Source organism: Methanothermobacter sp. EMTCatA1, assembly GCF_002356395.1.
GTDB classification, from domain to species: Archaea; Methanobacteriota; Methanobacteria; order Methanobacteriales; family Methanothermobacteraceae; genus Methanothermobacter; species Methanothermobacter thermautotrophicus.
Map to the genome: position 1 here is coordinate 1510757 of NZ_AP018336.1, position 23429 is coordinate 1534185.

The following is a 23429-nucleotide window of genomic DNA, read 5'->3' on the forward strand; positions in this document are numbered from 1 at the left end:
TAAAAACTGTTTTCAATGATTACCATGTCCCATCAGCTTGAAAAACTTGGATACAGAAAGTATGAATGCAGGTCCTGTGGAAACACCTTCTGGTCTATGAAGGAACGTGCAACATGTGGAGACGCCCCCTGTGATGAATACGGGTTCATCGGTAACCCTGCCACAGACAGGAGCTATGACCTCTATGAGATACAGGATAAATTCATGGAGTTCTTCGCCGAAAGGGGCCATGAACCCATCAGGAGGTACCCGGTACTTGCAAAACGCTGGCGGGACGACGTATTCCTTGTCGGGGCATCAATATACAACTTTCAACCATGGGTCACATCTGGCCTGGTGAAACCCCCTGCAAACCCCCTCGTGGTTGCGCAGCCATCAATAAGACTCAATGACGTTGATAATGTTGGAAGAACAGGAAGACATCTCACATGCTTCACAATGGGGGGTCATCATGCATTCAATTCTGAGGATAACACTGTCTACTGGGAAGAAGAAACCATAAAGTACTGTCATGACTTTTTAACACATATAGGTATTGATCCATCTGAGATAACATTCATAGAGTCCTGGTGGCAGGGAGGTGGAAACGAGGGGCCCTGCTATGAGGTATGCGTCAGGGGCGTTGAACTTGCAACCCTCGTCTTCATACAGTACCGCACCCTCCCTGATGGTGGCAGGGAGGAGATCCCCCTCAAGATAGTTGACACAGGCTATGGCCTTGAAAGGTTCGCCTGGATATCACAGGGGACACCAACAGCCTACGATGCCTGCCTTGGCCCGGTAATCGAGAAACTGGTCGAACTGACAGGCGTGAAGATCGATGAGGAGATACTTGCAGAGAACGCCCAAGTGGCCGGAATGATGGACATAGAGACCTACGCCGATTTAAGGGAACTCAGGAAGAGGGTAGCGGATAAACTTGGCATCTCAGTGGAGGAACTGGAACGTGCAGCCGCCCCAATGGAATCAGTTTACGCCATAGCCGACCATACAAGGTGCCTCGCATTCATGCTTGCAGACGGGGTCATACCCTCAAACGTGAAGGAGGGATACCTTGCAAGGCTCATAATCAGGAGGACCCTGAGGCTCATGAAGGACCTTGGTATGAAGGAGTCACTTAAGGATATAATGAACATCCAGGTGGAGTTCCTTGAGGGCCACTACCCTGAGATAAGGAGTCATCATGAGCACATACTGAACATCATCGACCTCGAGGAACACCGCTATGCAAGGACAGTGAAGAGGGGCCGCAGGATTGTTGAGAAGACAATAAAATACCTTAAAAGGGATGGAAAAGCAGAGATGCCCCTGGAAATCCTCATAAAACTATATGACTCCCATGGAATCCCCCCTGAGACCATCGGTGAGATAGCAGAGGAATCCGGTTTTCAGGTTAAAATTCCAGACAACTTCTACACCCTCGTAGCAGAGAGGAATGAAACAGAAACCGAGATGCCGGAGGAGGATGTACACCTGGACTACCCGGCAACAGAGCTTCTATTCTATGATGAACCTGATGGCCTGGAATTCCAGGCAGAGGTCATAGGCATACATGAGAATGGTCTGATACTCGACAGAACACTCTTCTACCCTGAGGGAGGTGGTCAGCCCTCAGATACGGGATACATTACAGCTGAAGGCTGCAGACTCAGAATAAAACATGCAGAGAAGATAGGTGCCGTTGTTGTTCACAGAACAGACGATGAAATCTGCATAGAACCTGGAACAACCATCAGGGGATTTATTGATTCAGATAGAAGGCTTCAGCTCACAAGAAACCATACAGCAACCCACCTCATAGTTTCAGCGGCAAGAAAGGTCCTGGGAGACCACATATGGCAGGCAGGGGCCCAGAAGGGAGTTAAAAGTTCACGCCTAGACCTGTCCCACTACAGAAGAATAACACTGGAAGAGCTCCAGGAGATAGAGAGACTTGCAAATGAGTATGTCATGATGAACGTACCCCTGAAGGTCAGGTGGATGGACAGGGACCTTGCAGAGAGGAAGTATGGATTCATACTGTACCAGGGCGGAGTTGTACCCGGCTCCAGGATAAGGGTGGTTGAGATTCCAGGTGTGGATGTCCAGGCCTGTGCAGGTACCCATGTCCACAGGACAGGGGACATCGGACTCATCAGGATAAACAGAACAGAACGCATACAGGATGGAGTTGAGAGGATAGAGTTCTCTGCCGGATCAGCAGCCATTGAGCTCATGCAGAAGACAGGGGACATCCTGAGGGAGAGCTCAGACATATTCAAGGTCACACCATCACAGCTTCCAGGGACCTGTGAAAGGTTCTTCACAGAGTGGAAGGCCCTCAGAAATGAGGTCTCACGCCTCAAGGAGAAGGTCGCGTCACTGAAGATCCTTGAGATGAAGGATAGGGCTGAGAGGATCAATGACCTAACGGTGATAATCGACACCGTCGATGCAGATATGGATGAGATGAAGAACATGGCCCTTGAACTATCAGCCACAGTCGACGCCGTTGTCCTGGCGAACCCTGAAGGCAAAATCGTCGGAGCAGCATCTGAAGATGCTGTAAAGGCAGGTTTGAGGATCAACGAGGTCATATCACAGGCTGCAGCCGTGCTTGGAGGTGGAGGTGGAGGCAGACCTCACCTTGCACAGGGAGCAGGGCCCGCGACCGATAAAGTGGATGAGGCCCTTGAGGAGGCGAGAGCTGCACTCAGTACTGTGAGGAACTGATGTCATTGTGGCCGGACCGTCCGAGGAACTGGCGGGTTCACTGTGACTGTAGGGGGTTTAATTTGGACAGGCACGTCTCTGAGATAAACGAGAGAATACTTGAAGGGGATGCAGCTGTCTTCACAGCAGATGAGATAAAGGACATGGTCCGTGATGGTGACGTCCCATCAGCTGATGAGGTTGACGTGGTAACCACCGCCACCTGTGGTGTCATGTCAGGCACAGCAGCGGTCATGCACCTTAGAGTGTCAGAGCCGGGCTCCTTCCGCAAGGCAGCCAGTGTTGAGCTGAACGGAATACCTGCCTATCCTGGCCCATGCCCAAATGAGAACCTCGGGTCGGTCGACCTCTTCATTTACGGGACCGGTCACAGCAGGGAGGACCCTGACTATGGGGGAGGTTTTCTGTTCAGGGACCTACTCCTGGGATCTGAGGTCGAGGTCAGGGTCACGTCTGTGGAGGGCAGGGTGGTTGAGTCAACGGTCACCATGGATGATATTGAAACAGCCAGGATAGTTGGTACACGCATGGCCTTCAGGAATTACACAGCCCTTGTTAATCCAGGAGAAACACCAGTGAAATCCATATTCAATGCATTTGAAATGCCAGAAAATTGCGGCGGTCTTTCCTTCTCTGGCTGCGGTGACATCAACCCCCTTGAAAACGATCCATCAATGGAGACCGTCCATCAGGGTACCGGGGTGCTTCTGAACGGGGCCAGGGCCATAGTACTGGGAGAGGGTACAAGGAGTAGCCCCATAAAGCCGAACCTCATGATCAGCGGCGACCTCCACGACATGAAACCCCGTTACATCGGAGGATTCCGGACAGCAGCAGGTCCAGAGATATTTAACACAGTGGCGGTTCCAGTACCGGTAACATCAGAAAGGGTTCTTGAGAACCTCATGGTACTTAATTCAGATATAAAACTTCCTGTTGCTGATGTAAGGGATCGTTCAAGGGTTATAACTGAGATAACCTATGAGGATGTTTGGAGTGGTGACGTGAGACCTGTCCACCACCCGGAGAGGTGCACAGACTGCGCGGTCTGCCTTGCAGCCAGGAGGTGCCCCACACATGCCATCGATAACGGCTTGGACCTTGACAGGTGTTTTGGCTGTGGAGTATGCGCATGGTCCTGTCCTTCAGGAGCATATGAGATGGATACCGGGACAGTCAGGATCGGTGAAATGGCAGTGCCCATCATATGCAGACAGTCCGACAGGTTAAGGGCCCGCGAACTATCCCTGGAACTCAAAAAGCTCATAGAAAACGGGGATTTCCTCATGGGATGAGCGGATGGTTTTGGATGAGGTACAGATGATGGGGGTGTTATGATTCTTGATTATGATGTTATACTTGCACGCTACGGTGAGGTCGCCATCAAGGGCCCCTCAGTGAGGAGAAGATTCGAAGGAAAACTTCTCCATAACATAAAGTCGGCCTTCAGCTGCAGAGCAGAGCTCAGACATGGAAGGATATTCATTTTTCCTGAAGACATGGATGAAGCCCTTGATAGACTCTCAAAGATATTTGGTATTGTGTCATTTTCTCCGGCTGTAACAGCTGAGACGGGTTTTGATAGCATAGAGGATGCACTGAGGGAATACATCCATGAGCTGAGATCTGAGGGTCTCCTCACCAGCAGAACACCCTTCGCCATAAGGTGCCGGAGGGTTGGTGAGCATGATTTCACGAGCCAGGAGATGGCGGCATTTGCTGGTTCAGTTGTTGTGGGGGAGATCGGTGCTCCGGTTGACCTTGGAAACCCTGACCTGGAGATTCACCTCGAGATAAGGGAGGATGAGACCTACATCTACCACAGGGTAATACCAGGACCAGGGGGTCTTCCTGCAGGGACTCAGGGAAAGGTTGTGGCACTCCTATCAGGGGGCATTGACTCCCCGGTGGCCACCTACCTGATGATGAAGAGGGGATGCCAGGTGGTGGCGGTCCATATGGACAATGCGCCCTTCACAGGTGAGGAAGTAGAGGAGAAGGTTGAAAAGATCGCTGCAAAACTCGCAGAATACTCTGCAGGTGTTGAATTCAAACTGAGGACCTTCAGTTATGGAAGATATCTTGAAAGGTGTCGTGGAGGGGCACCCGAGAAGATGACCTGCGTGCTCTGCAAATTCGGGATGTACCATCTTGCAGAGATGGTTGCAGAGGAGGAGGGGGCCCTTGCAATAGTCGATGGGAGCAGCCTTGGCCAGGTGGCATCCCAGACCCTTCCGAACATCCTTGCCACGAGGATGGGTGTGAATATTCCCATTCTGAGCCCCCTGATAGGCATGGATAAGGTGGAGATAGAGAACCTTGCAAAGAGGATAGGCACCTACGATATCTCCGTGATACCAGATGGGGGCTGTAGCGCCGTGCCGGCCCACCCATCAACAGCCTCACGTCCAGAGGCAGTCATGGAGGCATCAGAGAAGGTCAATGTTAAGGAAGAAGTTGCAGAGATCTTCAGGAAGGGCTCAAAGACGAGGATATTCAGCTGATCCACGTAGTAGGGGAGGGTGGATAACTTTTTAAATAATCAGATTCACATTTTATATAAGATTCATTTCATCAACTCACTATCTTCTGGAGGTGTAATACATGAAAACAACCATTAGTGTAATTAAAGCAGACGTTGGAAGTGTAGCCGGTCATGCAGTTGCCCATGAAGCTTTAAAGAAGAAATGCGACGAGATACTGGCCGGCGCAAAGGAGACAGGAATCCTTGAGGATTACTATATAACCAACTGTGGGGACGACATAGACCTCATCATGACCCACAGAAACGGTGAAGAAAACGAGGAGGTCCATCAGACAGCGTGGAATGCTTTCAGGGAAGCGACAGATGTTGCAAGAGGTTTAAAATTGTATGGGGCTGGACAGGATCTCCTTTCAGATACATTCTCAGGTAACATAAAGGGTATGGGTCCCGGCTGTGCCGAGATGGAGTTCAAGGAGAGGCCAAGCGACCCTGTTATAATCTTCTGCTGCGACAAAACCGAACCGGGTGCCTTTAACCTCCCACTATTCAGAATGTTCGCTGATCCATTCAACACAGCAGGTCTTGTGATCGACCCATCACTCCATAATGGATACGAATTTGAGGTCTTTGACGTCGTCGAACACAAAAAGGTTACAATGGCATGTCCTGATGAGATGTACGACCTCCTGGCACTTCTCGGTTCAATCAGCCGCTACGTCATTAAGCGGATACACAGAAGGGACGATGGTGAAATTGCGGCATCAGTGAGTACAGAGAGGCTGAACCTCATGGCAGGTAAATACATAGGTAAGGACGACCCGGTCGCAATAGTCAGGGCACAGTCCGGATTCCCTGCAGCAGGTGAGGTCGTTGAGCCCTTCGCATTCCCCCACCTCGTCGGCGGATGGATGAGGGGATCCCACAACGGACCACTGATGCCTGTAGCCCAGAGGGATGCAACACCCGTGAGATTCGATGGACCACCAAGGGTCATAGCCCTAGGATTCCAGGTAGCTGATTGCAAGCTTGTCGGACCCGTTGACATGTTTGATGATCCATCCTTTGACCGCTCAAGGCAGCTCGCCTCTGAGGTTGCGGAGTATATGAGGAGGCACGGTCCATTTGAGCCACACAGGCTCCCATCAGATGAGATGGAATACACATCACTACCAGGTGTGCTTGAAAAACTCGGCGACAGGTTTGAGGATATGGAATGATCTTTCCCTAAGATCTCATATCATTCCATTTTCAGGAATTCAGGATCTCCTAACCTTTAATTCTTTTTCTCTCCTTCATTATCTCCTGGGGTATGTCAACAACTCTCTCAACAGAATCAACCACAGCACCATCCGCTGTTGCAACAATGCCATCAGATTCCCTGAGCCTCCTGTCCACACAGTTTGAGAGCACGGCGCAGCCTTCAATCCCCCTGGACTTCATCAGGTCCTCAACCAAACTCCTCAGCCTCCCGCTGTGACTCACATTCCTGTCAAAATAGAATATGGCCCTCCCCACTCCTGAATCAGCAAGGAAGTCAATTATAAGATCCAGTGCCCTCAGGGTGCTGTCACTCATTCTGTAACTACCGGAGACGCCCCTTGTATCCCTCAGGAAACCATCCTGAGCCAGGAAAAACTGATCTGTGAGAAGGCTTTCTGTACCTATGAGAACATTGTACCCATCAATAAAAACAGAGGAGCCACGGAGGGAGTTTCGGTTCACCCTCCGGGATCTTCTCCTTGCCGCGGTTTCATCTGAGAAGACGCACCTGGCAAGGTAATTTCGCTCCTCCCTTCCAAGAAGATAGTGGTTTGCAACAAAGTTCAGGGCCACACGCTTACGGTAGCCCCTGTTAAGGAGGTAGCGCAGATCCTCGGCAGCCATTTCAAGAGACATTAACCTCTTCTCTTGGCGATTATTATGAGGGCACGGTCGGAGGCATCCTCAGCCCTGTCTGAAATGTTTGCAACCTTACGGGTTATCTCCTTCATGTCCAGGAACTTGACAACACCTATCCTGTCCTCGCGGTAGGCGGAATACAGGCCAGTTATGATCTTCCTCTCAATTATATCGGCCTCATCCTCAAACCTTTCGATTTCATGAACCTTCTTCATGGCCTCCCCCAGATCCGTCTCAAGGGATTCAACACACTCATGGAGGGCCCTCATGGTCCTTCCGGTAACCTTCATCATAGCCCTGAAGTCATCCCTGAACTCAGCAGGGAATGCGACCTTACCGAGAGACACCGTGAAGGCCGCTGATTCGATAACATCCGCAACCTTGTCTATGCTTTCAACGAGCATTATACGGTCCTCCCTGTCAAATGGGAGGAAGGCACCCTCATAGAATTCAAGTTCCATCTTTCTCCTTATCTCATCCGCCTCATGTTCCTTTATGGCTATCTCCTTTGTGAGTTCGGAGACCAGCCTGCAGTCCCCCCTGTAGAATGCCTCCATCAGTTCCTCGAACTTCCGGTAGCATTCCATGACCTTTTCAAGGTGCTGACGCCCATGCTTTTCCACTTTACTTTCCTTCAGGAAAAATTTCATTTTATCCCATCATATTATCCTGTGAAGCATCCTGAGGCTGTCGAGAAGGCCATGGGCATAGGTTATGCAGCCGAATGATGTGATTTGGTCCCCCTTCTCAAGGTAGTAGACTGAGTCATCCCTGTAGTTCAGAGCTCTCTCAACGACAGCCTCCTCATCATCACTCAATTTTATGGATTTCATTTCCATTAAATTTTTCTCAAGAAGTTCAAGATCCTTTTCTATACGTTCCCTGCAGTCCATTGAAACACCCCTCCATTATTTCAGCCTTTGCCACACGTAGATCATCCTCTGGGTCATGGTAAAGTAACCGAGAGCTGCGAGTACAATAATCGCAGCGTCCATGAACCACGGATGGATAAGGTACCCTGCAAGGGACCCTGCAAGGATTATAATGATTCTCTCAGCCCTCTCAGCGATTCCAACAGCGCATTCAATGCCCAGAGATTCTGCACGGGCCCTCACATAGCTCACCATGAGTCCGGAATGGAGTGCGAGAAGCCCGGTTAGCAGTCCTGTGAATCCCCCCGCGGTTATCCCAATGATGATTATACCATCGGAGAGTCTGTCAAGGGTAGAGTCAAGGAAACCACCGAAGGCTGTGGGCCTGAATCTTCTCCTTGCCACGGCCCCGTCGAGCACATCTATGAATCCACTTGCTGCGAGAAGGGCCGCTCCAGTGATCAGGCTTCCAGATGCATATCCTGCGCTGGCAGCACATGCAACCAGGAAACCCGTCAGTGTTATGTAATCTGCTGGCAGGGCAATTCTATCTGCAATGGGGTCAATGAATCTCCGGATCACCGGTCTGAACTGGTTTAACATGGACTCATTTATATCTGGCACAGATATATATGATTAGGTATGCCGGTTTTCGTGGTGTTGTGATTGACATAAAGGTTTGCAATGATCACCCTGCCGGTTTTCGTGGTTGGAGTGGTTGACGTAAAGGTGTTCCGATGCTTATCAGAAAAATTACGAGGAAGAACCCTTCCCCTGACGTTCTGGAGGAGGCAATATCTGTGATGGAGGGTGGAGGGATCGTTATATACCCCACAGATACAATATATGGCCTCGGAGTTAATGCACTGGATGAGGGTGCTGTAAGAAAACTCTTCAGAGTCAAGGGGAGGTCACCCCATAAACCAGTATCAATATGTGTATCCCGTGTTGATGAGATTCCCAGATTTTCAAGGCCATCAGGGGATGCAATGGAGTTAATGGAGAGGATACTCCCGGGTCCCTATACGGTGGTCCTTGAGAGGAATGAGCTCGTCCCCGATGTGATAACAGGGGGATCGTCGAGGGTGGGGATAAGGGTCCCGGACGATGAGATATGCAGACGTATCGCAGCAAGGTTCCCGGTGACAGCCACCAGTGCAAATATATCAGGTAAACCGCCCTCACCAAGGCTTGAGGAGATTGTCAGGGACCTGGATGCTGTGGACCTGGTGCTTGATGCAGGGGACTGCCCGGAGATGGAGCCATCCACTGTGATTGACCTCACAGTAAACCCTCCAAGGGTTCTGAGGAGGGGTAAGGGTCCTCTTGACCCTGTACTCCTGAGAGGGGCTGATGCATGAAGAAATTAAGGGATATGGGTGAAAACCGGAGGATACCCACAGAGTCCTCCATCGACAGGATACTGGGAGGGGGGGTGGAAAGAAGGACCATAACGCAGTTCTATGGGCCCCCCGGCTCAGGTAAGACCAACATAGCCATCAAACTCGCGGTTGAAACTGCGAGGAGGGGTAAAAACACGGTTTTCATTGATACAGAGGGCGGTCTTTCTGTTGAGAGAATAAGACAGGTCTCAGGTAATATATTCGACGGGGTTGCAGATAGCATAATAGTATTTGAACCCTCAAGCTTTACAGAGCAGGGTGAGGCACTTCAGAGGACATTTTCATTCCTCAAAACACATGGGGACTCAACTGACCTGGTGGTCCTTGACTCTGCGGTCGCTCTCTACAGATTGAAGGAGGGCAATGCATCCAGCTTTAACCTTGACCTTGGAAGGCAGATGTTCCTCCTTCTACAGATGGCCAGAAGGTTTGACCTTGCAGCTGTCATAACCAATCAGATATATTCCATTACAGGGGACGATGGAAGGGAATATGTGAGTCCTGTTGGCGGCACCATCCTCCGTTACTGGTCCAAGGTCATGGTTGAGCTTGAGATGGGTGAAAGGCCTGGTGAGAGGTTCGCTGTTCTCAGGAGGCACAGGAATCGTCTGGAGGGTTCCCGTGTGGGGTTCAGGATTGTTGGTGATGGCATTCTATGAACCATGACGGGACTATTTCAGCAATCTGTAGGACAATGTGGCTGGATTTTATTACAGGGGCTCCTCTGGTAAACAAAGTTTATTAAGAGGTTTGTTTAATATGGTATAAGAAACCCTAAAGTGGAGTTTAATTGAGGTTCAGCCTCGGGTAGGTAAGAGAAGCCTTCTTCTCTTTCGCATGGATACTCCTGTGCTGATGTGATAAAATGATTTCTCCTAAAAAATATGCTAAAGCTGCAAAAGTGCCACCAAATGGCTTTAAAACTTCAAATGAGTTTTTTAACTACGTCTTTAAGGACAAAGAAATGATATGGATGGGTCAGAACACCAACCATCTTCATGATCACTCTGAAATAGCGGAAGCCATGATTGAATGCATAAATGAGGGCAGCTACTGCAAGTATCCACCACCTGAAGGCTTTCCTGAGCTTAAGGAACTTGTACTGAAGGATCTGGGCCTTGGTGATGACTTTGAGGCTCTGATAACTGCAGGGGGTACTGAGTCACTCTACCTGTGCATGAACGATATACTTGAACCCGAGGATAATGCCATAACCTGTGACCCGGGCTACCTGATAATTGACAATTTCGCAAGCAGATTTGCATGCAGCGTAAAATCGGTCCCCATATACAGCAGTGAATGTGACTACAAGTTAACACCAGACCTTGTACTTGAAAACATGGACCGCGACACCCGTCTCATATCACTCATAGATCCCCTGAACCCGCTGGGTTCATCATATACAAGGGATGAGATAAAGGCATTCGCTGACATAGCTGTGGACCATGACGTTTATCTACTCCACGATATAACCTACAGGGACTTTGCAAGGGAGCACCACCTCGCAGCAGAATATGCACCCGAGCACACGGTTACTGTCTACAGCTTCTCCAAGATATGTGGAATGGCAGGTCTGAGGATAGGTGCAATTGTTGCAACATCCGATATCGTTGAATCCGTCAAGGGTATAGTCATAAATGATCTCGGTACAAATGTTGTCTCACAGGCAGGTGCAATTGCAGCCCTCAAATCAAAGGCTAAATGGGTTGAAAGGATACGTAATGAGACCCTCGGTAATCAGAAGATCATTAAGGCTGCCGTCGATGAGGTGGAAGGAGCCTTCCTCCCGGTTTATCCATCAAATGGTAACATGATGGCCATCGACATATATGAAACAGGGGTTAACCCCGTTGACCTTACAGACTACCTGCTTAAGCGGAAGATCTTCGTGAGGCAGGGCGCCTACACCAGCAAGATATTTGGTGATAGGTACATACGCCTCAGCTTCTCAATACCAAGAGAGCAGGTCGAGATATTCGCTGAGAACTTTGTGGATGTCATGGAATTCTTGAGGCCATCCTGATAACCCTTTTTTCAGGCCTTTAGAATTTAATAAAGACAGATGTCTTTGATAATGTGCATCCGGTGATCTTCGGAATATTCTCTTCAACAGCTATTCACAGGGATATCCAGATCGCTGGCATTCAGGGGTCACGTGGTTAAACTATCTGAAACCCTCTAAAATATCCTGTTTTCAGACAGGTTTTAAAAAAGAAGTTGTGAGGGACCGCTCCAGGGCCCCCATTTATTCTGTTTTCAGATAGTAATACTCACCAAGTTCCTTCTGCTCCCTGTCAAGGAAACTTCCAGGCTTGTTGACCCTTGGCCTTCTCGTCTCCTTGTCCCTCCGGAAGGTTATGCCCACCTCCCCGAGGAAGGTGTTCATGGCCTCCCTGAGCTCTGTGGGAGCTGACGCATGTCCCTCCACTCCTGGCATTCCACTGAAGACCATGGCCCTGTCTGATACATAGTCAATGAATATTATATCATGGTCTATGATCATTGCAGAGGAATTACTCCCCTCAATGATCCTCCTTATGGCCTTGGCAGCCATCAGGCGCTGTTCAACGTCAAGGAAGGCTGTCGGCTCGTCAAGAACATAGAGATCAGCTTCTCTGGAGAGTGCAACTGCAACAGCAAGGCGCTGCAGCTCACCACCACTCAGCCCACTCACGGGTTTATCAAGTATCTCCTCCAGGTTGAAGGGCCTCATGATCTCACTTTTGAAGAGATTTGAACCATATGATGGGGCGTTGGCATAGAGAAATTCCTCAACGGTTCCTGTGTAGTCTGATGAGAGGTACTGTGGCTTGTAGGATATCTTTATCTTCTTTTTAACCTTCCCCTCGTCTGGTTTTTCAACACCTGCAAGGATCTTGGCGAAGGTTGTTTTACCTATACCGTTGGGTCCGAAGGCCGTGATCACCTCATTGAGGTAAATGGTGCCCTCATCCACATCAAGTTTAAATTCAGGGTATGCCCTGCTGAGGGCTGTGTACTCTGCAAGTACGTCACCCTCCTCCCCGACCCTTGGGGGTTTCACCTTGAATTCTATCTCATGTTTACGGAATCTGACATTCTCCTCCCTTAGGAAGCCCCTTATGTATGTGTTGATACCGACACGCACACCCCTCCTGTTGGATACAACCCCGTAGGCACCGGGTTTACCGTAGAGGATGTGGACGTAGTCTGACATTGCATCGAGGGCGGCCATGTCATGCTCTATCACCATGACAGACTTACCTGCCTCTGCAAGGGACCTTATTACCTTCACTGCATTGAGCCTCTGCCTAACGTCAAGCCAGGATGTTGGTTCGTCGAAGTAGTAGAAGTCTGCCTCCCTCAGTGCCGCGGCTGCAATGGCCACACTCTGGAGCTCCCCTCCACTGAGGTTTGAAATCTCCCTGCCCATTATTTCCTGTATCTCGAGGGCTTCAATGACCTCATCGGTCCTGTCCGAGTCTATACCTGTTAGAAGATCCTCAACCTTCCCCTTAACATAGCGGGGGATCCTGTCTACCATCTGGGGCTTATGGACAACACTTATTTCTCCTTTACTCAGTCTCTGGAAGTAATTCTGGAGCTGGGAACCCCTGAAATGGTTTATTATTTCGTCCCAGCCAGGGGGGTCCTGGAAGTCACCCAGGTTCGGCCGCAGTTCCCCGGACAGTATCCTTACGATGGTGGATTTACCGATACCGTTGGGCCCTATTAGTCCAACAACGTCTCCGGAGGTGACTGCTGGAATCCCAAAGAGTTCAAACTGGTTCTGCCCGTAACGGTGCACAGGGTTTTCAAGTGCCTCAGGGAGGTTGATAACACTTATTGCATTGAAAGGACATCTCTTTGTACATATACCGCATCCCGAGCACAGCTCCTCGGATATTATGGGCTTCTTTGTCTTTTCGTCGATTGTTATTGTGTCCTCATCCATCCTCACGCCTGGACAGTATTCTATGCAGACGTAGTTGCATTTCTTTGGCTGACACCTATCATGATCGAGTATTGAGATTCTGGTCAATTCTATCACCATGGATACCGGGATAAAAAAATCAGTCCTGGAATGATTATGGTTTCTCCGGTTAATAAGGTTACTTAAACCATGAGGGAAACGCATCTCCTCTGAAGGAAAAAAGATGTGAAAAAATTAAAAATAAGAAATATATGACCGTCTATAACTTTTTAGCGGCCAGTTCTATGTCTGATGATTTAACAGTTTTTCTGCCGGCGTGCTTTGCAAGTTTAACAGCTTCTTTTGCTATTTCTTCGCCTTTTTCTTCCAGAATCTTTGCAAGTGCTTCCCTTGCGTCGTCGCTTATTCTCTGGGCACCGGCATTTTTTATGATTCTCCCAACTGGTGCTATGGGTAATTCGGCCATAATATCACCTCAGTTCTATATTTAACTCAATAGTATTTAAATTTATCGTTTTTTCAGCTCTTTTTTGCATCCATATCATGATTCTATATCACTCAGCCTCGGAGAATTTCACTGTAACACTAACACACACCGGTTGCTGTGTAAGGATCATGATGGTTAACATGTGCATCAGATGGTTGCTGGTAGCTTCCCGTTTCCTCAGCTTGGAAATCATTATTAGCGGTAAGGAAGATAGAACCCAGTGGTGGGAAAATGAAACAGGTCATAATAGTGAGATCCGATCTGAAGATGGGGAAGGGTAAAATAGCAGCCCAGGCCTGTCATGCTTCCATAGGATCATTTAAAAGGACTGAAGAGGATAAAATAAGAAAATGGGAACTTGAAGGCTCAAAGAAGGTCATTGTTTCTGTGAATAGTCTTGATGAACTGCTTGAGATATACAGGGCTGTTAAGGAGGCGGGAATCTCAAACTACCTGGTGAGGGATGCGGGACACACCCAGATACCCGCCGGCACCATAACCTGCCTTGGGGTAGGCCCCGATGATGATGAGAAGATAGATAAAATAACAGGTGATCTGAAGCTGCTTTAGCTGTGAGGTCCTTCCAGCAGATTAATCAGGTGTTTACCATGGAGTGGGTTGTTAAGATAGGTGGAAGCCTTTTTCCAGAACATGCCGCAGCCCTCCTTGAGAGCCTTGGGGGTACCGGTGCGGCTGTGGTCTGTGGTGGGGGTGCCTTTGCAGATATGGTGCGATACCATGATAGGAAATTCGGTTTTTCTGATACTGCAAATCATGAGGCAGCCATAATGTGTATGGACATAACTGGAAGGCTCATTTCAGATCTTGTGGAATCCGCAGTCCCTGTGAGGACTGTTACAGATTGCAGAGAAGCTATCAAGAGGGGTTTAACCCCCGTTATACTTCCTTCGGGGCTTCTGCGTTACACTGACCCTGCTGAACACTCATGGAGGGTTACCTCTGATTCCCTCTCACTCATGATCGCCCATATGCTGAAAGCGAAACTTTTAATAGCAACAGATGTAGATGGTATATACACTGAGAGGCCACCTGCCAGTGATGCTAAACTTATAAATGATATAAGTGCTAAAGACTTACTATCTTTTGGTGAGACATCAGTGGATGAAGCACTACCTGAACTTCTGATTGAACTGAAATCTGATTGTTATGTTGTAAATGGGAAATATCCCTCCAGGGTGCTGTCCATTTTAAGGGCAGGTGCTTCGGAATGTGTATGTACAGTTATAAGAGGTGATTAGATGACCAAGATGGAATGCACATCCTGTAAACAGGAGATACCTCTGGTTGAGACCTATGTGAAATTTGAATGCCCAATGTGCGGTGAGATGATCTACAGGTGCCAGAAGTGCAGGACCTTCGGCCATACCTACAGGTGCAAGTGTGGATTCGAGGGACCATAGGAAAAATATATAAATCAGTATTAATTTAATACTTTCTAGGGAGGTATTATTATGGGAGATGTAGTAGCCACCATAAAGGTGATGCCTGAGAGCCCTGATGTTGATCTTGAGGCCCTTAAAAAGGAGATCCAGGAAAGAATACCTGAGGGTACAGAACTTCACAAAATAGACGAGGAACCCATAGCATTTGGTCTCGTGGCCCTCAATGTTATGGTTGTTGTTGGTGACGCCGAGGGCGGAACAGAGGCTGCTGAGGAGAGCCTTTCCGGGATTGAGGGTGTCAGCAATATAGAGGTTACTGATGTAAGAAGGCTGATGTGATCTTAACGCCTTTCTTACACACTTCAGATCATCTCAGGTGATGGGGATAATTGAAATCCTTTTTGCCTGTCTTCTTGGAGTCATAACCGGTGCACTGACGGGTCTGATCCCGGGTATCCATGTTAATACCGTCGGGGCGTTCATTTTTGCAGCATCAGGCCAGATTCTAAGTTTCCTCCCGAAGGAGGTCCTGGCTGTTTTTTTATTATCCCTCTCTGTAACCCACGCCCTCATTGAGTTCATACCCTCAACCCTGCTGGGGGTTCCAGATGAGGCAACAGCCCTGTCTGTTCTGCCGGGGCACCGTATGGTGCTTGAGGGGAGGGCTGGTGAGGCAATAAGGGCTGCAACGATTGGTGGTGTTGGCGGAATCCTGCTGACCATAATCCTTTTACCATTTCTCCTCCTGGCGTTACCACCCCTCTATGGATTTATCAGACCGCACATCTGGTTAATCCTCATACTTGTTTCGGGTTACATGATGCTTAAGCTCAGCAGGAATTTTGAAACACTGCTCTGGGCAGTTATACTCTTTCTTTTCTCAGGGGCGATGGGGTGGATTATTTTCCAGGCACCAATATCCCCGGGACTTGGTCTGATGACCCTGTTCACAGGTTTCTTCGGTCTCAGCACCATGACCTACAGTTTCAGTTCGGGATCATATCTACCTGAGCAGGAAATAGAGCCATTCACAGAGTTTGATGGTGGCACCGCCAGGTCTGTTCTTGCAGGTGGACTTGCATCCGTCCTTCTGGGATTCTTACCAGGATTTGGACCCGCCCAGGGCGGGATGATAGCATGTTCCCTCATGGGTTCGGGAGGAGAGGATTCACCAGGGGACTTCATCACTGCACTTTCATGCCTTAACACCTCGGATGCCCTCTTCTCCCTCCTGACGCTCTACATAATTGGAAACCCGAGGAGCGGCATTGCTGTCTACATATCCCGGATCATGCGGGATATCGACGCCGGTCACATCTTCCTTTTCATATCAGCCTCCCTCCTGGCGGTATCCCTGGCGGCTGTGATAGCCATCAGGGCTGCTGATTATCTCTGCACCAATCTCTCAGGAATCAATTACGGAAAAATTTCACTGCTGGTCATGCTCTTCATGACAGCATCCATATTCATTTTTGCAGCCATGGAGGGGGCCAGCATACCCTTCATTGCCCTGGCACTTATAACATCAACGTCCTTTGGACTCATACCCCACTGTACCGGTACAAGTAAATCCCATCTCATGGGTGTACTTGTTATCCCGGCAGTGGCGGTCTACATGGGTATCTAGAGTGTATTCAGCCAGATTTATCTTATCAGCAGGGTGTTTTCTGCAAGTCTCTTTGCAGCATCAATAAATTCGCGAGGATCAACACCAGGGAAGGGGTCCACGATGCAGAGATCAAACCTCTCATCAATGAGATCTGGCAGTTCCCTTATATCCCTGTTGTAGACCCTGAACCCTTCATGGAATCCATTGACCCTCAGGTTCAGGCGGGTCATCTCACAGGCTTCCCTCCAGATGTCATTGAATACAACGTTCCGGGCACCGGCCTTAAGGGAGAATATCCCCAGGGTCCCCGGGCCGCATGTTGCATCCAGCACATTCTCAGGGCGTAGTGAGAGTATCTCACGCGCAGCAGTCTGAATCTTAAGGTTCTTTCCGGATGAAAACTCTATGTGGAGTCTGCTCTGCCTCCTGTATATTGATAGAGCTCCGGAAGGTGTTTCAATGATGTCACACCTCATATCGCAACCCGCAAGGAGCTCATATACATGGGGTCTGGTGCCGGAGTCCATCATCCCTGGAACAGTGCGCATATCACCCCTTAAAACACCCTTGACCTCTGGAACGTCTTCCATGATTGTTTCAGCGGTTCCTTTATCAAGATGGGGTGATAAAATAACAAGAGAGCGCTCTGGAAGGAATGGTGCAGATTCAAGGGGTAAAGCTGGAGTTATCAGGGGAGCCCCGACATCCCTGAGTCTGGCATCTTCAGGTACACATCCCTCCCTTATCATAATCCCTGCGACATGGGCCATGACAGCGTCAAGATGCCTCCGGCCGCATTCACAGATCCTGAGAACTGAACCGGATACGCCCTTAACGGGTCTGAACTTACTCAGGTGGGGGTCAATGCACCCATCGCAGGGGCTGTAGATATCAACACCGCCCCTGTAGGCAGGGAGGTCCTCCCCACAGACGGGACACCTTGCTGACATACACTTAAATATTATCCTCCACATATTAAAGGTTGAGTACTATGAGGGATAAGCGGAAGGAAATTCTGAAGGAGATCCTCGGGGAATTTGCAGCGGATGAGGAAGAACCACCCCGTGAGGAAAGGAAGGAGAGGCAGGCGGAATCGGAATTCAAGGTCGAAAAGGTACTTGAGAAGCCCAAGCCAAAACCAGCCTCTCCACGGGTTGATTTAAAGGACGTTGAGATAATTGAGGGAGACCTCATACCCCAGTACAAGGTTTCCCTTCCCAAGTTCTCTGAGAAGGAGAGGGAGCTCCTCAATGAGATCCGGGAAAAACTGGTTGAGGTCGCAGTCTCCAAGGGTGAAGAGTTCAGAATAGATGAATCCACCTTCATGTCTGAGGTTAAGGAGTTCCTCAGGATGAAGGGAGTTCGTAATGTTGACAAACTGGCAAAGCAGATATCCCAGGAGATGCTGGGGTACGGTGAACTGGACCCCCTAATAAAGGACGATGACCTTGAGGAGATAATGGTAATAGGTGTCAAAAAACCGGTATTCGTCTACCACAGGAAGCTTGGTATGATGATTACCAATGTCGTCTTCAACAACGATGACGACATAAAGGCCATCGTCGACCTCATCGCAAGGCAGGTCAACAGGCGTATAGACCAGCAGACCCCAATACTTGATGCGAGGCTCCCCGATGGTTCAAGGGTCAATGCAACAATACCCCCGGTTTCTCCAGATGGTTCCACCCTCACCATCCGAAAATTCAGGAAGGATCCCTTCACTGTTGTTGACCTCATAAACTTCAAGACCATGTCATCCCACCTTGCAGCCTTCCTCTGGGTATGCACAGATGGGCTGGGTGTGAAACCATGCAACGCCATAGTGGCGGGGGGTACCGGTTCTGGTAAAACAACAACCCTGAACACAGTATCTGCATTCGTGCCTCCGACCGAGCGTATAATAACCATCGAGGATACCCTGGAGCTTCAGCTACCCCACACCCATGTACTCAGGATGGAGACAAGGCCGCCCAACATAGAGGGTAAGGGGGAACTTGACATGGACACCCTCGTAAAGAACTCCATCCGTCAGAGGCCCGACAGGGTCATTGTGGGGGAGGTGAGGGGCAGTGAGGCCATAACCCTATTCACAGCCCTCAACACAGGTCACAGTGGATTCGGGACACTCCACGCCAACACAGCAAGGGAAACCATAACCCGTCTCATAAACCCGCCCATGAATGTCCCCAGGATCATGATACCGGCCCTTGACTTCATAATAATGCAGAACAGGATGTACAGGCCGGAGGGCGGCTCCATAAGGAGGATAACGGAGGTCGCCGAGGTCGTGGGTATGGAGGAGGGTAACGTCCAGCTCAACAGGGTCTTTGAGTGGAACAGCGTGGCTGATAAGGTTGAATATGTTGGTATAGCCAGCCAGACCCTCCGGGATATAGCGGAACTGAGGGCCATAAGCATAAATGAAATCGAGGAGGAAATTGAAAGGAGGAGGCTCGTCCTTGAATACATGGCCGATGAGAATATAAGGAGCATAGATGAGGTGGGACGTTACATCCATGAATACTACAGGGACCCGGACGGTGTCCTGGACAGCATACTCTGAGGCGTATATAATGGTCTCCATCAGGGATATATTTGACAAACTTGGCGGCATAACACTCACATCCACAAAGAAGGTGGGTGAGGGTGTCCAGAAGCCAGTTCAGAAGATGGGTGAAATAAAGCCGAAGACACCCCACATTGGAAGGCCGGGAGGACTTCTGAAGAGGAGTTCAGAGAAACCAAAGCCAGGATTTCTCTCAAAGAGAGGCTCTGCCCGCGTTATAAGTCGCATGAAAATGACTCCTGAGGAGATAGAGGTCTTCAAGGGACTCATAGAAGCAGATAAGAGGCTGGAGGAGAGGGGTGAGGACAGTGCGACTCGTGCCAGCTTTGAGAGGGCGTCCCTTGAGGAACTCCTGAAGGAGGAGGAGAAGGAAAAGCTTGACCCTAAACTCATAATGATCCTTGGAGGTGGATCAGGAGCGGTCCTCCTGGTGGTGATGGTCCTCCTTGGATTTGGAATTGAGATAGGCCTTGCAATGATGCTTGCTGTCCTCTTCATGGCGATAATTATAATCTTCCTCCCGAACCTCCAGAAGGGTAAACGTTCAAGTGAGGCTTCAAGGGAACTTCCCTTCGCCCTCCGTCAGATGGCAACCGAGCTCAAATCCGGCCTCGGGCTCCATGACAGTATGAGATCAGTCGCAATGTCAGGCTACGGGGCACTCTCTGAGGAGTTTGCAAGGACCCTTGAGGAGATCAAGTATGGTGAGACAACAGAGAATGCACTAATTGAGATGAGTAACCGCATAGAATCTGATGGCCTTAAGAGGGCTGTTTACCAGATCACAAGGACCCTCAACAGTGGTGGGGACCTATCAAAGACCCTGAATGTTATAGCCGATGATATTGCCTATGAAATGAGGATGAAGCTCAAGGACTATTCACAGAAGCTTAATTCATTCACAATGATCTACATGTTCCTGGCGATTCTCGGTCCTGTGATATTCCTTGTCATGCTTCTTGCAGCCGCCACGGTCATGGGTTCAGTTCTACCACCCATAGCCATAATAATGATATACCTGTTCCTCTTCCCCATGCTCGTGGGTTTCATGGCCTTCATGATCAAAAGACTTGAGCCAAAGCTCTAGCATCTGGTCGACAGCCAAAATTAATTTTTTGACTGCTTTGATAGATATCTGCTCTGCATCAAGAACTTTCACTGTTCCTTCAGGGTGTGGAGGAGTTCATGGTATTTCTTCTCACCAAGGAGGTGGATGAGTCTGTGCTGTTTCTCTTCACCCAGAAAATGGAGCAGTCTGTGGTACGCATCTCCACCCAGGAGGTGGAGGAGTTCATGGTAGGTTTCCTCCACAGTCAGCTTCACATCAACTTCGAAACCAGCCATCCTGAGACGGTTCAACAGATCAGCCGTCCTTGGAAGCCTTAAACTGGCCCTCCTGATTAGTTCAGCATCCATGAATATCTCCAGGGGGGTGCCCTCTGCAATGAGTTCACCATTGTTAAGGACAAAAACCCTCTCTGCAAACTGGCTTATTATTTCAACGTCGTGGGAGGATATCATGACTGTTATGCCCTCCCTGCTCAGTTCAAGGAGTATCCTGATTATACCATCGGCTGTCCCGGGGTCCAGACCGGTTGTTGGCTCGTCAAGTACCATGATCTCAGGTTTCATTGCAAGTATACCTGCAATGGCCACCCTCTTCTTTTCCCCGCCGCTCAGGTGGTGTGGCGCCCGGTTCTCATAGCCGCTCATACCAACCTTCTCCAGTGATTCAGCCACCCTCTCCTCAATCTCATCCTCAGGAAGGCCGAGATTCATGGGTCCAAAGGCAACATCCTCCCTGACTGTTGGTGAGAATAGCTGGTCATCAGGGTTCTGAAAGACTATTCCGACCTTCTGCCGAATCTTAATCAGTTCATCCTTGCTGTACTCTACCCTTTCACCATTAATTATGACCTCACCGGCAGCTGGTTTCAGTATACCGTTTAGGTGCAGAAAAAGTGTTGATTTGCCTGCCCCGTTGGGACCTATAACGGCAACCCTTTCACCCCTCTCCACCTTCATGTTGATACCTCTGAGGGCTGGTGTGCCGTTCGGGTAGCTGTAGCTTAAACCCTTAAGCTCGATCATCCAATCACCAGTAGCCGAGCTGGAGTATATGGAGCAGCGCGAGTATAAAGATGTTTGCGGCTGCAAAGAGGACATCCCACCTGCCAAGAGTGCTTCTTGCAGTGTACATCTGACTGTCCTGGCTGTACCCACGGCTCAGCATGCTGAGGTATACCCTTTCCCCCTGCTCATATGCCCTCAGGAACATCATCGCAATGGTCTCACCCACCTTCCTGAGCCTCCAGCTGTATGTTGTCCTCTTGTTCCATATGTCAAAGCAGCGGGTCTTCTGGGCGTTCCTTATCCTCTCCAGTTCATCATAGAAGAAGAACAGGTACCTTACTGTGAGGTTGAGAAGCATTGCGAAGTCTGATGGGACACCGATTCTCCTTGCTGATCCAACGAGCTCCTGCATTGACGTTGTTGAGGATAGGAGGATTACCGCCGTCACGCTCACGGTTACCTTCCCGAGGAGCAGGGCACCGAAGATCAGCCCCTCCAATGTCACATCCATACCCAGGGGCCCGGTCCAGATAACAGTCCCTGGCCGTATGAAGGGCTGGAAGAGTGCAATGAAACCTCCGAAGGGGAGTATGAGGATTATGCGCTTAATGGCGTAGGATGGTGATACATTTGATAGGAGTATAAGCAGGAGGAGATACGCCTCCATTAAGATCAGTGTAACCACGCTGCTGGCTGAAACAGCGGAGGCTATAATTATGAAGGTTATTATGAGTTTGATACGCCCATCAAGCCTATGGATTGAACTCTCCTTGAGGCTCTCCCTTTCGATGTTTATGAGGTCTTCCATTCGGCTTCACCAGAAAAAAATTAATTGGGAGGATCACTCATCTCCTCCCTCTTCACCTGCAACTTCCCTGCCCCTGAAAACTGCGCCAACACCGTAGGCTATGGCCAGTACCAGGATCGTACCGATTACCATTGAAACGGCACCGCCAAAGGGACTGTCCCCCAGCGCCGGGAGGGTGTAGTCTGGTAGCGGTGACTCCAGGACGGGTTCTGTTTCAGGGTTTGGCATCACCTTCTCGGCGGTGCTCTCAAGACCGTCCGGGTTTGGTGAGGCAAGGAACGGCGCCAGCACAGCTATTATGAGGGCAATTATTATGCCGGCAGTCATGAATTTTTTGTCTCGGGCATTCATTTGGATAACACCTCAGCACTTTTCTTCCCCCAGTCCCTCAGGGAGAAAAGATCAGGGCGGCTGCTCTGAATTGCAAGAACCACCACGACGGTTATTGCAGCCTCTATGAGGCCTATGACTGCGTGGTAGAGTCCCATCATCCACAGTCCCTCTATGAGGGGGAATGTTCCTGCTATCCCCATCTCCACTGCACAGGCAATGGCTGCAAAGAATATTGATGCCCATGATGCCACAATCACTGCAGGTATTTCACCTGCTGATCTCAGTGCCCGGAAGAGGTAGTAACCGGTGAAACCTCCAATTATACCCATGTTGAAGATGTTCGCACCCAGTGCCGTTATTCCTCCGTCACCGAAGATGAGTCCCTGAAGTATCAGTACAATTGAGAGAAGCAGGACAGCCGCCCATGGACTTGCAAATATTATTGCAACAAGGGCCGCTCCAACCATGTGACCGCTGGTACCCCATGGTATCGGTATGTTCATCGCCTGTATTGCAAATATCCCCGCTGCAAGAACAGCAAACAGTGGTATCTGCCTTTCTTTGAGATCCCTTCTAGCCCATTGCATGCTGAAGTAGAGGGCTACAAGGGCAATAAGCCAGTACACAAGGTACTGTGGGAATGGTATGAAACCATCTGGAATATGCAAGCTATCGCCTCCTTAGTCTTTTTTAATTTCAATCATTATATCAACTACTTATATAATATAAAGGTTGAAGTGATTATTACTAACCTTAGGTTTCCCTTATATTGTGGTAATATCACACCCTGAGCGGAGGGATGATCATTGTCGGGATCTCAGGGTGTATAAAGTAATAATCATCCTTCCACCTGGCACATCCCCCCA

Annotated in this window: 25 protein-coding genes; 14 read left to right on the forward strand and 11 right to left on the reverse strand. The window is 49.4% G+C overall.

Annotated elements, in window-relative coordinates; all coding sequences use genetic code 11:
* Positions 1-15 precede the first annotated feature (15 nt).
* The 4 genes from alaS to fbp all read left to right on the forward strand — a co-directional run bounded on the left by alaS (position 16) and on the right by fbp (position 6414).
* A complete protein-coding gene (gene alaS / locus tca_RS08075; RefSeq protein ID WP_048176215.1) occupies positions 16-2712 on the forward strand; it encodes an alanine--tRNA ligase in 2697 nt (898 codons plus the stop codon).
* Positions 2712-4007 (forward strand): methanogenesis marker 16 metalloprotein, encoded by a 1296-nt coding sequence (locus tca_RS08080; RefSeq protein WP_084126303.1) that lies wholly within the window; start codon positions 2712-2714, stop codon positions 4005-4007. Before alaS ends, tca_RS08080 begins: the two co-directional genes overlap by 1 nt.
* Positions 4008-4046: 39 nt before the next feature.
* Entirely contained in the window at positions 4047-5216 is a 1170-nt protein-coding gene (gene thiI / locus tca_RS08085; RefSeq protein WP_286708806.1) for a tRNA uracil 4-sulfurtransferase ThiI, read from the forward strand.
* 100 nt (positions 5217-5316) lie between these two features.
* Entirely contained in the window at positions 5317-6414 is a 1098-nt protein-coding gene (gene fbp, locus tca_RS08090) for a fructose-1,6-bisphosphate aldolase/phosphatase (RefSeq protein WP_010877293.1), read from the forward strand.
* A gap of 49 nt (positions 6415-6463) precedes the next feature.
* On the opposite strand, the gene tca_RS08095 is transcribed toward fbp, so the two are convergent.
* The 4 genes from tca_RS08095 to pgsA are packed head-to-tail and all read right to left on the reverse strand — an operon-like array spanning position 6464 to position 8571.
* Complete coding sequence (locus tag tca_RS08095) at positions 6464-7093, reverse strand: DUF434 domain-containing protein (RefSeq protein ID WP_286708807.1); 630 nt, start codon at positions 7091-7093, stop codon at positions 6464-6466.
* Complete coding sequence (locus tca_RS08100; RefSeq protein WP_286708808.1) at positions 7093-7746, reverse strand: TIGR00153 family protein; 654 nt, start codon at positions 7744-7746, stop codon at positions 7093-7095. Before tca_RS08100 ends, tca_RS08095 begins: the two co-directional genes overlap by 1 nt.
* Positions 7747-7755: 9 nt before the next feature.
* A complete protein-coding gene (locus tag tca_RS08105) occupies positions 7756-7989 on the reverse strand; it encodes a DUF357 domain-containing protein (protein ID WP_286708809.1) in 234 nt (77 codons plus the stop codon).
* A gap of 15 nt (positions 7990-8004) precedes the next feature.
* Complete coding sequence (gene pgsA, locus tca_RS08110; protein ID WP_286708810.1) at positions 8005-8571, reverse strand: archaetidylinositol phosphate synthase; 567 nt, start codon at positions 8569-8571, stop codon at positions 8005-8007.
* A 134-nt stretch (positions 8572-8705) separates the two neighbouring features.
* Here pgsA and tca_RS08115 point away from each other — a divergent pair, with 134 nt between their 5' ends.
* The 3 genes from tca_RS08115 to tca_RS08125 all read left to right on the forward strand — a co-directional run bounded on the left by tca_RS08115 (position 8706) and on the right by tca_RS08125 (position 11394).
* Positions 8706-9329: an L-threonylcarbamoyladenylate synthase gene (locus tca_RS08115; protein WP_286708811.1), complete on the forward strand. Its 624-nt coding sequence runs from the start codon at positions 8706-8708 to the stop codon at positions 9327-9329.
* Positions 9326-10030, forward strand: a complete 705-nt coding sequence (gene radB, locus tca_RS08120) for a DNA repair and recombination protein RadB (RefSeq protein WP_286708812.1) — start codon at positions 9326-9328, stop codon at positions 10028-10030. The genes tca_RS08115 and radB overlap by 4 nt, the downstream gene beginning before the upstream one ends.
* A 206-nt stretch (positions 10031-10236) precedes the next feature.
* Positions 10237-11394: a pyridoxal phosphate-dependent aminotransferase gene (locus tca_RS08125; RefSeq protein ID WP_048176227.1), complete on the forward strand. Its 1158-nt coding sequence runs from the start codon at positions 10237-10239 to the stop codon at positions 11392-11394.
* A 222-nt stretch (positions 11395-11616) separates the two neighbouring features.
* On the opposite strand, the gene tca_RS08130 is transcribed toward tca_RS08125, so the two are convergent.
* Positions 11617-13392, reverse strand: a complete 1776-nt coding sequence (locus tag tca_RS08130) for a ribosome biogenesis/translation initiation ATPase RLI (RefSeq protein WP_286708813.1) — start codon at positions 13390-13392, stop codon at positions 11617-11619.
* A 151-nt stretch (positions 13393-13543) separates the two neighbouring features.
* Positions 13544-13750: a histone HmtA2 gene (hmtA2, locus tag tca_RS08135; RefSeq protein ID WP_048176230.1), complete on the reverse strand. Its 207-nt coding sequence runs from the start codon at positions 13748-13750 to the stop codon at positions 13544-13546.
* A 252-nt stretch (positions 13751-14002) separates the two neighbouring features.
* On the opposite strand from hmtA2, the gene pth2 reads away from it, so the two are divergent.
* Genes pth2 through tca_RS08160 form a run of 5 tightly spaced genes read left to right on the forward strand, consistent with a single transcriptional unit; the run spans position 14003 to position 16801 of the window.
* A complete protein-coding gene (gene pth2, locus tca_RS08140) occupies positions 14003-14341 on the forward strand; it encodes an aminoacyl-tRNA hydrolase (protein ID WP_048176232.1) in 339 nt (112 codons plus the stop codon).
* A gap of 38 nt (positions 14342-14379) precedes the next feature.
* A complete protein-coding gene (locus tag tca_RS08145) occupies positions 14380-15030 on the forward strand; it encodes a delta 1-pyrroline-5-carboxylate synthetase (protein WP_048176233.1) in 651 nt (216 codons plus the stop codon).
* Entirely contained in the window at positions 15031-15192 is a 162-nt protein-coding gene (locus tag tca_RS08150) for a zinc finger domain-containing protein (protein WP_010877306.1), read from the forward strand.
* A gap of 51 nt (positions 15193-15243) precedes the next feature.
* Complete coding sequence (locus tca_RS08155; protein WP_010877307.1) at positions 15244-15513, forward strand: elongation factor 1-beta; 270 nt, start codon at positions 15244-15246, stop codon at positions 15511-15513.
* Positions 15514-15553: 40 nt separating this feature from the next.
* Positions 15554-16801 carry a tripartite tricarboxylate transporter permease gene (locus tca_RS08160; protein WP_286708814.1) on the forward strand — a complete coding sequence of 416 codons (1248 nt, stop codon included), beginning with the start codon at positions 15554-15556 and terminating at the stop codon, positions 16799-16801.
* Positions 16802-16818: 17 nt separating this feature from the next.
* Here the strand turns inward: tca_RS08160 and tca_RS08165 are convergent, their stop codons facing one another.
* Complete coding sequence (locus tag tca_RS08165; RefSeq protein WP_231855288.1) at positions 16819-17733, reverse strand: class I SAM-dependent methyltransferase; 915 nt, start codon at positions 17731-17733, stop codon at positions 16819-16821.
* Between the two features lie 41 nt (positions 17734-17774).
* On the opposite strand from tca_RS08165, the gene tca_RS08170 reads away from it, so the two are divergent.
* Positions 17775-19346 (forward strand): CpaF family protein, encoded by a 1572-nt coding sequence (locus tca_RS08170; protein ID WP_286708815.1) that lies wholly within the window; start codon positions 17775-17777, stop codon positions 19344-19346.
* Entirely contained in the window at positions 19279-20436 is a 1158-nt protein-coding gene (locus tca_RS08175; protein WP_286708816.1) for a type II secretion system F family protein, read from the forward strand. The genes tca_RS08170 and tca_RS08175 overlap by 68 nt, the downstream gene beginning before the upstream one ends.
* Before the next feature lie 68 nt (positions 20437-20504).
* Here tca_RS08175 and tca_RS08180 read toward each other — a convergent pair whose 3' ends face one another.
* The 4 genes from tca_RS08180 to cbiM are packed head-to-tail and all read right to left on the reverse strand — an operon-like array spanning position 20505 to position 23231.
* Positions 20505-21440: an ATP-binding cassette domain-containing protein gene (locus tca_RS08180; RefSeq protein ID WP_286708817.1), complete on the reverse strand. Its 936-nt coding sequence runs from the start codon at positions 21438-21440 to the stop codon at positions 20505-20507.
* 4 nt (positions 21441-21444) lie between these two features.
* Positions 21445-22230: a cobalt ECF transporter T component CbiQ gene (cbiQ, locus tag tca_RS08185; protein ID WP_286708818.1), complete on the reverse strand. Its 786-nt coding sequence runs from the start codon at positions 22228-22230 to the stop codon at positions 21445-21447.
* A gap of 33 nt (positions 22231-22263) precedes the next feature.
* On the reverse strand, positions 22264-22581 hold the full coding sequence (locus tca_RS08190; RefSeq protein ID WP_286708819.1) for a PDGLE domain-containing protein: 318 nt from the start codon (positions 22579-22581) through the stop codon (positions 22264-22266).
* Positions 22578-23231 (reverse strand): cobalt transporter CbiM, encoded by a 654-nt coding sequence (cbiM, locus tag tca_RS08195; protein ID WP_286708820.1) that lies wholly within the window; start codon positions 23229-23231, stop codon positions 22578-22580. Before cbiM ends, tca_RS08190 begins: the two co-directional genes overlap by 4 nt.
* Between the last annotated feature and the right edge of the window lie 198 nt (positions 23232-23429).

Bases quoted from the DNA above. Each gene is read 5' to 3' on its own strand.
- tca_RS08080 (WP_084126303.1), top strand. From the start codon at position 2,712: ATGTCATTGTGGCCGGACCGTCCGAGGAACTGGCGGGTTCACTGTGAC.
- fbp (WP_010877293.1), top strand. From the start codon at position 5,317: ATGAAAACAACCATTAGTGTAATTAAAGCAGACGTTGGAAGTGTAGCC.
- tca_RS08175 (WP_286708816.1), top strand. From the start codon at position 19,279: ATGAGGTGGGACGTTACATCCATGAATACTACAGGGACCCGGACGGTG.
- tca_RS08170 (WP_286708815.1), top strand. From the start codon at position 17,775: ATGAGGGATAAGCGGAAGGAAATTCTGAAGGAGATCCTCGGGGAATTT.
- radB (WP_286708812.1), top strand. From the start codon at position 9,326: ATGAAGAAATTAAGGGATATGGGTGAAAACCGGAGGATACCCACAGAG.
- alaS (WP_048176215.1), top strand. From the start codon at position 16: ATGATTACCATGTCCCATCAGCTTGAAAAACTTGGATACAGAAAGTAT.
- tca_RS08180 (WP_286708817.1), bottom strand. From the start codon at position 21,440: ATGATCGAGCTTAAGGGTTTAAGCTACAGCTACCCGAACGGCACACCA.
- tca_RS08160 (WP_286708814.1), top strand. From the start codon at position 15,554: ATGGGGATAATTGAAATCCTTTTTGCCTGTCTTCTTGGAGTCATAACC.
- pth2 (WP_048176232.1), top strand. From the start codon at position 14,003: ATGAAACAGGTCATAATAGTGAGATCCGATCTGAAGATGGGGAAGGGT.
- hmtA2 (WP_048176230.1), bottom strand. From the start codon at position 13,750: ATGGCCGAATTACCCATAGCACCAGTTGGGAGAATCATAAAAAATGCC.
- tca_RS08095 (WP_286708807.1), bottom strand. From the start codon at position 7,093: ATGTCTCTTGAAATGGCTGCCGAGGATCTGCGCTACCTCCTTAACAGG.
- tca_RS08155 (WP_010877307.1), top strand. From the start codon at position 15,244: ATGGGAGATGTAGTAGCCACCATAAAGGTGATGCCTGAGAGCCCTGAT.
- tca_RS08145 (WP_048176233.1), top strand. From the start codon at position 14,380: ATGGAGTGGGTTGTTAAGATAGGTGGAAGCCTTTTTCCAGAACATGCC.
- thiI (WP_286708806.1), top strand. From the start codon at position 4,047: ATGATTCTTGATTATGATGTTATACTTGCACGCTACGGTGAGGTCGCC.
- tca_RS08115 (WP_286708811.1), top strand. From the start codon at position 8,706: ATGCTTATCAGAAAAATTACGAGGAAGAACCCTTCCCCTGACGTTCTG.
- tca_RS08165 (WP_231855288.1), bottom strand. From the start codon at position 17,733: ATGTCAGCAAGGTGTCCCGTCTGTGGGGAGGACCTCCCTGCCTACAGG.
- cbiQ (WP_286708818.1), bottom strand. From the start codon at position 22,230: ATGGAAGACCTCATAAACATCGAAAGGGAGAGCCTCAAGGAGAGTTCA.
- pgsA (WP_286708810.1), bottom strand. From the start codon at position 8,571: ATGTTAAACCAGTTCAGACCGGTGATCCGGAGATTCATTGACCCCATT.
- tca_RS08190 (WP_286708819.1), bottom strand. From the start codon at position 22,581: ATGAATGCCCGAGACAAAAAATTCATGACTGCCGGCATAATAATTGCC.
- tca_RS08100 (WP_286708808.1), bottom strand. From the start codon at position 7,746: ATGAAATTTTTCCTGAAGGAAAGTAAAGTGGAAAAGCATGGGCGTCAG.
- tca_RS08150 (WP_010877306.1), top strand. From the start codon at position 15,031: ATGACCAAGATGGAATGCACATCCTGTAAACAGGAGATACCTCTGGTT.
- tca_RS08105 (WP_286708809.1), bottom strand. From the start codon at position 7,989: ATGGACTGCAGGGAACGTATAGAAAAGGATCTTGAACTTCTTGAGAAA.
- tca_RS08125 (WP_048176227.1), top strand. From the start codon at position 10,237: ATGATTTCTCCTAAAAAATATGCTAAAGCTGCAAAAGTGCCACCAAAT.